The sequence below is a fragment of the Bathymodiolus azoricus thioautotrophic gill symbiont genome (assembly GCF_001298715.1).
GTDB lineage: Bacteria > Pseudomonadota > Gammaproteobacteria > PS1 > Pseudothioglobaceae > Thiodubiliella.
In genome coordinates this window covers 1-8226 of sequence record NZ_CDSC02000010.1, presented here as the reverse complement: position 1 = coordinate 8226, position 8226 = coordinate 1, and the positions used below count along the sequence as shown (strand labels likewise).

The 8226-nt window shown below is 36.5% G+C and carries 10 protein-coding genes; 6 read left to right on the top strand and 4 right to left on the bottom strand.

Annotation, left to right across the window (positions count from 1 at the left end; genetic code table 11):
- The 6 genes from BAZSYMA_RS00165 to mnmH all read left to right on the top strand — a co-directional run.
- On the top strand, positions 1–888 hold an 888-nt coding region (locus BAZSYMA_RS00165), incomplete at its 5' end, for a vWA domain-containing protein (RefSeq protein ID WP_090714298.1).
- Positions 870–1820, top strand: coding sequence for a vWA domain-containing protein (locus BAZSYMA_RS00160; RefSeq protein WP_090714296.1), 951 nt, complete (start codon positions 870–872; stop codon positions 1818–1820). The genes BAZSYMA_RS00165 and BAZSYMA_RS00160, both read left to right, overlap by 19 nt.
- Positions 1817–2590, top strand: coding sequence for a tetratricopeptide repeat protein (locus tag BAZSYMA_RS00155; RefSeq protein ID WP_090714294.1), 774 nt, complete (start codon positions 1817–1819; stop codon positions 2588–2590). The genes BAZSYMA_RS00160 and BAZSYMA_RS00155 overlap by 4 nt, the downstream gene beginning before the upstream one ends.
- Positions 2565–4004, top strand: a complete 1440-nt coding sequence (locus tag BAZSYMA_RS00150; RefSeq protein ID WP_195910016.1) for a BatD family protein — start codon at positions 2565–2567, stop codon at positions 4002–4004. Before BAZSYMA_RS00155 ends, BAZSYMA_RS00150 begins: the two co-directional genes overlap by 26 nt.
- A 29-nt stretch (positions 4005–4033) precedes the next feature.
- Positions 4034–5068 carry a selenide, water dikinase SelD gene (gene selD / locus BAZSYMA_RS00145; RefSeq protein WP_090714290.1) on the top strand — a complete coding sequence of 345 codons (1035 nt, stop codon included), beginning with the start codon at positions 4034–4036 and terminating at the stop codon, positions 5066–5068.
- Complete coding sequence (mnmH, locus tag BAZSYMA_RS00140) at positions 5061–6146, top strand: tRNA 2-selenouridine(34) synthase MnmH (protein WP_090714287.1); 1086 nt, start codon at positions 5061–5063, stop codon at positions 6144–6146. Before selD ends, mnmH begins: the two co-directional genes overlap by 8 nt.
- Here the strand turns inward: mnmH and BAZSYMA_RS00135 are convergent.
- From BAZSYMA_RS00135 to BAZSYMA_RS10495, 4 genes are all read right to left on the bottom strand, one after another.
- Positions 6143–6409, bottom strand: a complete 267-nt coding sequence (locus BAZSYMA_RS00135; protein WP_090714283.1) for a 2Fe-2S iron-sulfur cluster-binding protein — start codon at positions 6407–6409, stop codon at positions 6143–6145. The two genes, mnmH and BAZSYMA_RS00135, sit on opposite strands and share 4 nt — an antisense overlap.
- 15 nt (positions 6410–6424) lie before the next feature.
- Complete coding sequence (nrdB, locus tag BAZSYMA_RS00130) at positions 6425–7558, bottom strand: class Ia ribonucleoside-diphosphate reductase subunit beta (RefSeq protein ID WP_090714280.1); 1134 nt, start codon at positions 7556–7558, stop codon at positions 6425–6427.
- The gene (locus BAZSYMA_RS00125) at positions 7548–7892 is read right to left on the bottom strand and encodes a hypothetical protein (protein ID WP_143243029.1); all 345 of its coding nucleotides are present in this window, start codon (positions 7890–7892) and stop codon (positions 7548–7550) included. Before BAZSYMA_RS00125 ends, nrdB begins: the two co-directional genes overlap by 11 nt.
- A gap of 127 nt (positions 7893–8019) precedes the next feature.
- The gene (locus BAZSYMA_RS10495; protein WP_277621599.1) at positions 8020–8148 is read right to left on the bottom strand and encodes a hypothetical protein; all 129 of its coding nucleotides are present in this window, start codon (positions 8146–8148) and stop codon (positions 8020–8022) included.
- Positions 8149–8226: the final 78 nt, after the last annotated feature.

Sequence of the window (8226 nt, the reverse complement as noted above, 5' to 3'; positions counted from 1 at the left end):
AGTTTTGAATATCCCTTTGTGCTGGCGCTTATTATTATTGCATTCGCTTGCTTGTTTTTTTGCCAAGAGAAAAAATTATCTATTTATTTTCCCTACAGCAACAGCTTGAAAATCATTGCAAAATCTAAGCAATTGTTACGCAATGTACTCAAATTTTTAGCCCTTGGTTTGGTTATTGTCGCTCTTGCCAGTCCGATTACAACTAAAGACATAGCGCTTGACAATAGTAAAGGCTACGAAATTTCATTAATTTTAGATGCCTCAGGGTCAATGGAAGAAAACAACAAGTTTAAAATTGTGAAGAAAATTTTGGTAGATTTCATTAAACAGCGTAAAACCGATAAATTAGCGTTGAGTATTTTTGCAGATTTTGCTTATACTGCCGTTCCATTTACTTACGACAAAAAAAGCATTATTAAAATTCTCAGTCATATCAATGTAGGTGTTGCTGGGCAAAGAAAAACAGCACTTTATGAGGCTTTATTTTTAAGCTCAAAGCTTTTTAAAGATTCTCAATTGAAAGAAAAAATTGCCGTTTTACTTACAGACGGTAAGGATAATGCAAACAGTGTGCCACTTGATGTGGCAATTAAGCAGGCAAAAAATAACAAAATAAAAGTGTATACAATTGGTATTGGCAGCGAAAGAGATTTTAACGCCGAGATTCTAAGGGAAATCGCACAAGAGACGGGTGCTGAATTTTTCTCAGCTAATAGTATTCAAGGTATAAAAGACATTTATGCACGAATCAATCGATTAGAAAAAAGTAAAATAAACATCAATAAATACGAAAAGAAAACTTATTATTTTCACTATCCCTTAGGTTTGGCGTTAATATTTTTATTTCTTTATTTTTGGCAGAGAAACACATGGATTTTGAACAAATAGAATTACTTTACGCCCTCATTCCAGTGGCTATATTGTGGTTTTTTATTCACCACAAGCAAAGCAATCTTGAGGCTTTGTTTGCCCCTGAAGTGCTGGAGAAAATCAGTTTAGATAAGTATGGAATGCGTTTAAAAACACGCCTTAAGTTGCTATTGTTATCTATTATTTTAATTTTATTGGCACTGAGTCAGCCAACTCTCGACAAGGGCGAGGTTAAGATAAAAAAACACTTGAGTGATTTGGTGGTGGCAATGGATATGTCATATTCTATGTTGGCAAATGACATTTACCCGAGCCGTTTTGAATTTGTAAAAAATAAATTGTTACACAGTTTGGATAAAATTAATGCTCGGCGTGTTGCCGTGTTAGGGTTTGCCAGTCAGACTTTTTTAGTTTCGCCTTTGACAGATGACTTCTCTAGTCTTAAGTTTTTAATTAAAAACTTACGCACGGATATGGTTAACCTCAAGGGCACCGACATACTCAATTTATTGCAAGCTGCCAATGAGTTGACAGGCAAGACAAAAAGCAAACAAATATTGCTGTTAACCGATGGCGGTGATGACGATAATTTTAAAGAAGCTGTTGCGTATGCAACAAAGCACAATTTACAAATTTTTATCTTTGATGTTGCCAGCAAGAGTGGTGGTAGTATTCGTACTGAAAATGGGCTTTTAAAAGACCCAAATGGAAATATTGTTCATGTTAAAGAAAATCCAAACATTGGCACATTGGCAACTCAAACGCATGGAAAGTATTTAAAATATTCCTTAAATAATAATGACTTGTCAAATTTTATCCATACTTTTAATCGACACAATAATAGTAAAGAAGTGAAAATTAATCAAAAACGCCAATTGTTTTACTACCCTTTGTTGCTCGCCTTAGTATTGTTATTTTTTGCCTTTTTTTCCTTACCCAGAAAACCATGAAATTTATTTTTTTCGTATTATTGTCAATGAGTGTGGAAGCAGGATTGCTAGATTTTGTGCACATTAAGCAAGCCAATAGTGCTTACCAAAAACAAGACTATCAAGCGGCTACAGAAGAGTTTGCCCATATTGATAATGACGCTGCACGCCTAAACCAAGCAAACAGCCTTTATAAGCAAGGTTTATACGAGCAAGCGCTGGAAAAATATCAAAGCGTCAAGCAAAAAAAGTTGGATTTTAATCGTTTGTACAATACTGGCAATGCTTATGCTAAATTAAAGAAAATTGATGAGGCGATTGACAGTTACAAAGTGGCGTTAAAATTAAAACAAGATGCAGATACCTTGTTTAATTTAAAAATGCTAAAACAGCAAAAAGCCAAGCGCAAAAAAGACCGGCAATCGAAAAAGAGTAAAGAGAACAAAGGCAAAGACCAAAAACAAAAAAAGCAACAGCAAAACAGTAAAAAAGACGATAAGAAGCGTAACGACTCAGATCAGAAAAAACAACAGCAAAACAATAAAAAAAACGGCAAGAAGCATAACGATTCAGATCAGAAAAAACAACAAAAAGACAATAAAAAAGACAATAAAGCGCGCAAAGATAAAGGTAAGAAAGACAGTGAAAAAGAACAACGGCAACAAGAGAAAAAATTGGATGCCATTAAACAGCAGCGATGGGAAAAATCTCTTGAGAAAAATCTCAGAACCCTGCTTATTCCACTCAATAAACAAAATAATAATAATGATGATAAAGAAAATCTTTGGTAGTTTATTTTTACTACTCAGTACCCCAATTTTTGCACTCAGCTCAGCCAGCGTTAATCAGACATGGTTTTATCCGGGAGAGGATATTGTCTTAACTTTGAATGCCGATAGTGATAAGGTTGTGTTTCCTGCAATTAGTCATATTGCAGGGTACCCTGTTTTAGGCACAAGTAATGCGCAAAGTATGAGTATTGTCAATACTAGGCGTACCATACAAAATAGCAAGTCCTACACTTTTAAACCTTTAAAAAGCCTGCAAATTCCAGCTTACACATTGATAGTAGATGGTGTCAAACAAACCACCCAAGCCATAAAAATAACTTACAAAAAGCCAACCAAGGCCAAGGCAGGGAGTGACTATATTCTAGAAATCAAGACGGATAAAACAACTTTTTTTCTGGGAGACACCGCTACTTTAAACATCACTTTTAAAGCAAAAAAATCTTTGCCACGCATTAGTCAGATTATGCTTTCTACGCCCGAGGCAGAAGGTTTATCATTTACAGAGAATAAAGGAGTAAGTCGTATTGCTGATGAAAATTATAATGTTCAAACGCTGAGTTACAGAATTAATGCAAATAATTTTGGCGCCCTTTATATTCCAAGTTTGGTCGCCACTATTGGCAACCAGAATAGGGATATTTTTAGTGGTTTCTTTGATAGAGGGCAAAACAGGCAACAGAAAAAAATATTTTCAAACGCCTTGACGCTCACAGTAAATCCCCTACCAGACGACCTTAGAATCTTTGGCGACTTTAGTATAAAAGCCACCGTTGATAAGACCCAAGTCAAACAAGGGGAAGCCGTTAATTTAACAGTAAATATTGTTGGTGAAGGTAATTTTGACGACATTGAAGACTTTAAAATTGAGATTGATAACGCCACTATTTATAGCGATGATGCAGTAAGCAGTTACAAAGGTTGGCAACAAAAATTTGCCATTGTTGGTGGGCAAAATTTCATTATACCCAGTCTAAAATTGGATTATTTTGACAAAAAAACTCAAACCAAAAAAACCATTCGCACCCAAGTCATTAACATTCAAGTTGACAAGACTAACCCTATCATAACAACAACTGAAACCGTGGCAAAGCCCGATAACAAAACGCCACTTGACAATAAATTAAAATATTATTACCTTTTATTCGGGCTTATCATTGGTGCGCTTATTAGTTTTTTAGGTATAAAACTTAACAGCAAACCAACGCCAGAAAAAAATCAAGATTTAATCAAGCAAATCAAATCCAGCAAAGGCGATAAAGCCTTATTTGACTTATTACTGCCACTTAATTTAAATGCGTTAGAGTCTATACTGCAACAATTAGAAGCCAACCTTTATAAAAGCGGGACGCACAAAATTAACAAAAAGGCCGTTATTAATGTTATTCAATCCAGTCATGACCCTTTGGGTGAGTAACCTTTTAAATTGATTGTTATAATATTGTCATGATTAAATTGACTGAATACAGCCATGGACAAGGGTGCGGTTGCAAAATATCACCCAAAGTTTTGGACACGATTTTAGCATCGTCAGTGGAAGAAATGCACGATAGCAATTTATTAGTTGGCAATCATTCTCGTGATGATGCCGCTGTGTATGACTTAGGCAATGGCGAGGCAATCATCAGCACTACGGATTTCTTTATGCCCATTGTTGATGACCCAACTACCTTTGGGCGTATCGCAGCTACCAATGCGATTAGCGATGTATATGCCATGGGTGGTGTGCCACTGATGGCAATTGCGATTTTTGGTTGGCCATTAGACAAATTACCCCCTGAAGTTGGACGGCAAGTGATTGAAGGAGGTCGCATGGTTTGTGCTGATGCGGGTATTACCTTGGCAGGCGGACATAGTATTGATACACCTGAACCAATTTTCGGATTAGCGGTAACAGGCAAAGTAGCAATTAAGCACTTAAAGGAAAACTCTACTGCCAAAGTAGGGGACAAGATATATCTCACCAAACCCTTAGGCATTGGTATTTTAACCACCGCACAAAAGCAAAAGAAAATTACACCTGAAGATGAAAAATGCGCTATTAATACAATGTGTCAACTTAATGATATTGGCAGCAAAATCGCAAAAATTGATGGCATTAATGCGATTACCGATGTAACTGGATTTGGATTGGGTGGGCATTTGTCAGAAGTTTGTCTGGGTTCAAAAGTTTCAGCAACGATTAATTACAACAAGATGCCAATCTTACCAAATATTCAAAATTATTTAGCCAATGGCTGCTCTCCAGGGGGTGCGCAGCGTAATTTTGACAGTTATGGCCATCATCTAAGCGCAATGAATGATGAAGTGCAATCTATTATTTGCGACCCGCAAACTAGCGGTGGCTTATTGATTATGGTGTCCGATAGTGGCGAATCTGAATTCCGTCAAGTGATGCAAAAATCAGGCTTTGACTTAGAGGCTATTGGTGAGATTGTTGAGAACGATAACAACAAATCCATCATACAAATTAATGTCTGAGTTGACGCAAATAACCGACTTCACGCGCTTATTCACCACTGATACACCATTGATTGATACGCGTGCACCAATTGAGTTTGAACAGGGTGCTTTTCCACAATCGCAAAACCTTAGTTTGATGAGTAATGATGAACGCGAGAAGATAGGCACTTGCTATAAAGACAAAGGTCAGGCACAAGCCATTGAACTTGGACACAAATTGGTGCAAGGTGATGTCAAAAATAAGCGCATAGAAGCATGGCTACAATTCATCAAAAACAACCCAAATGGTGCGCTTTATTGTTTTCGTGGTGGTCTGCGTAGTCAAATCACGCAACAATGGATTTACGAAGCTTCTAGTGTTAATTACCCTCGTATCAAAGGTGGTTACAAGGCATTGCGTAGATTTCTTATTGATGAAACCAATAGAATTATGCAGCAAATCACGCCGATTGTGATCGGCGGGCAAACGGGTTGTGGCAAAACTTTGTTACTTGACAAAGTTAACAATATGATTGATTTGGAAGGCTTGGCAAACCACCGTGGATCCGCCTTTGGTAATGCTACTACGCCACAACCTACACAGATTAATTTTGAAAATGCTTTGGCGGTTGAATTGATTAAAAAACAACACAAAACAACCTTGTTGTTTGAAGACGAAGGCTCAAATATAGGTACCGTGCATATTCCAGATTGTGTACAAGCCAAAACCAAACAAGCCGAACTTATCTTATTAGAAGCCAATATTGAGCAGCGCCTTAAAATCACCATGGATGTCTATGTTATTAATATGCACAACGATTTTATTATGCAAGACAGCATCAAGGGTTTTGATAACTTTGCTCAGTATTGGCTAAGAAGTTTGGAAAAAATTCAAAAGCGCTTAGGCTTAGAGCGTTATAAAGTCTTATTAAAATTGCTGAATAATGCGCTATTAAAATACAAAGAGCAGGGTGACTATAAGGATTTTTACCCAGTGGTAGAAGAATTATTGGTGAATTATTATGACCCGATGTATGATTATCAAATCAAAAAAAAAATGAACAGAGTGGCATTCAAAGGAAATTCAGATGAGGTTTTGGCGTATTTATTAGACTAAAAATTTCGTATGCCAATTTTAATATCGCTAAGTGGTCTAGCCTGACAAGCTAAAATTTCTCCTTGTGAAAGTGGCACCAAGCAGTCTTGATGTATGACATCACCCGAGAGTAGTTGCAGTATGCATAGGCCACAATGCCCTTGTCGGCAAGAGTGATTAAGTATTATTTGATTGTCTTCTAACTCAGTAAGAATGGACTGTTTGCCAAACACATACAGCGACTCAGTTTTGCCATTGATATTGTCAACATCGATTTTAAACATTTAAAGGCTTCTTTCTTAAAGTTTAAAATCACCAAAATCAGCGTCATCAACAGCCATATTATTGTCAATCGCACTCACTAAATAAGCGGTGATTTCTGTTTCTTGTGGTGCAACTTGAACGCTATCAGAGTCTAACCAATGATTAATCCAAGGGAGTGGGTTGACACGGTCTTCAAATATTGGCTTAAGCCCTATGGCATTCATACGAATGTTGGTAATATATTCTAAATACTGTTTAAGAATTTCAGCATTAAGTCCAATCATAGAGCCATCACGGAACAAGTATTCTGCCCATTCTTTTTCTTGTTCGCAAGCTTCTTTAAACATATCAATCACCTCATCTTTGCTTTCTTGAGCGATTTTTTGCATATCAGGGTCATCTTTGCCACTGCCCATCAGATTAAGCATATGTTGTGTCCCAACTAGATGCAACGCCTCATCGCGGGCAATCATCTTGATAATCTTGGCATTGCCCTCCATGAGTTTGCGCTCAGCAAAGGCAAATGAGCAAGCAAATGAGACATAAAAACGAACGGCCTCGAGAATATTTACCGATACCAAAGTTAGGTAAAGCTTCTTTTTCAAGCGGTATAAATCCACTCCTGCATTATTATCTACCGTTAAGCCTCCTTCTCCGTGAAGCAGATAAGCTTGTGTGTATTTAATTAATTCATCGTATTTCTCAGAAACACTTTCAGCGCGCTTAATAATTTCATCGGTTTTCATAATGTCATCAAACACCACACCTGGCTCATTTACAATCGCACGAATAATATGGGTATAAGAGCGTGAGTGAATGGTTTCAGAAAACGACCAAGTCTCAATCCAGTTTTCTACTTCTGGCAGAGAAACAATTGGCAAAAAGGCAATACTAGGACTTCTACCTTGTACAGAATCGAGCAAGATCTGATATTGCAAATTAGAAATAAAAATATGCTTCTCATTGGGTAATAATTTGTTGAAATCTATCTTGTCCTTAGTTACATCAATTTCTTCAGGTCGCCAAAAGAAAGAAAGTTGTTTCTCTGTTAGTTTTTCAAATATTTCAAATTTTTGCTTATCAAAACGCGCCACATTAACGGAATTACCGAAAAACATGGGTTCGGCTAAGGTGTCGCTAATTTTTTTGGTAAAAATGCTATATGACATTGTTTGCTCCTAATTGTGTTGTCAGGCTTGATTTAAAATGGTTTTCATTGTCATGATTATAAAATTCTAAACCAATAATCTTGTATTCATCGTTGCTATAAGTCGTTGCACTATTTACCCCTATCAACGCTTGATGATTTCGTTCAATTTCCAGTAAAAAATCCTCTTTCCATTTATCTATTTGTTGCAAGTGCTTGCCCTTAGGCGCTATGAAAAATTGATAACGGCATTGGCTCTTTTTGTTTTGACTAAGCAACACAAAATCAGGCTCAAACCTTCTACCTTGCGCAAAATCATACAAGGCAAAATGCCGCTCATTTCTAATTAGATACACATTCTCATAGTCATTGTTTATATCATCAATAATTGTATGAATAAGATCGATTAACTTCTTTTCTTCTCTGGTGCCGTAAAACTTCTCAAACGCAAACCAATCGTGCGTTATTTCTTGTATTTGTTTTTCATTGTCTTGGGGGGATTAACAAGGTTTTTTCTTTAAAAATATCTTCAGCAGAATAAGGGTAGAAGTTTTTGCTACCTTCAAACTCAACAATATTGCCTTTTATTTCTACTTCTAGAGACTTTTGCATAACTCATAATTCTCCACCCTAATTCCAATTTTTAGATTTTTTCAAAAATATTTTCAAAACTACCTGTAGTTTTTTCAT

Excerpts from the sequence above, each read along its gene's own strand:
- BAZSYMA_RS00160 (WP_090714296.1), top strand. The coding sequence starts at position 870 with ATGGATTTTGAACAAATAGAATTACTTTACGCCCTCATTCCAGTGGCT.
- BAZSYMA_RS00155 (WP_090714294.1), top strand. The coding sequence starts at position 1,817 with ATGAAATTTATTTTTTTCGTATTATTGTCAATGAGTGTGGAAGCAGGA.
- BAZSYMA_RS00150 (WP_195910016.1), top strand. The coding sequence starts at position 2,565 with ATGATGATAAAGAAAATCTTTGGTAGTTTATTTTTACTACTCAGTACC.
- selD (WP_090714290.1), top strand. The coding sequence starts at position 4,034 with ATGATTAAATTGACTGAATACAGCCATGGACAAGGGTGCGGTTGCAAA.
- mnmH (WP_090714287.1), top strand. The coding sequence starts at position 5,061 with ATGTCTGAGTTGACGCAAATAACCGACTTCACGCGCTTATTCACCACT.
- BAZSYMA_RS00135 (WP_090714283.1), bottom strand. The coding sequence starts at position 6,409 with ATGTTTAAAATCGATGTTGACAATATCAATGGCAAAACTGAGTCGCTG.
- nrdB (WP_090714280.1), bottom strand. The coding sequence starts at position 7,558 with ATGTCATATAGCATTTTTACCAAAAAAATTAGCGACACCTTAGCCGAA.
- BAZSYMA_RS10495 (WP_277621599.1), bottom strand. The coding sequence starts at position 8,148 with ATGCAAAAGTCTCTAGAAGTAGAAATAAAAGGCAATATTGTTGAGTTT.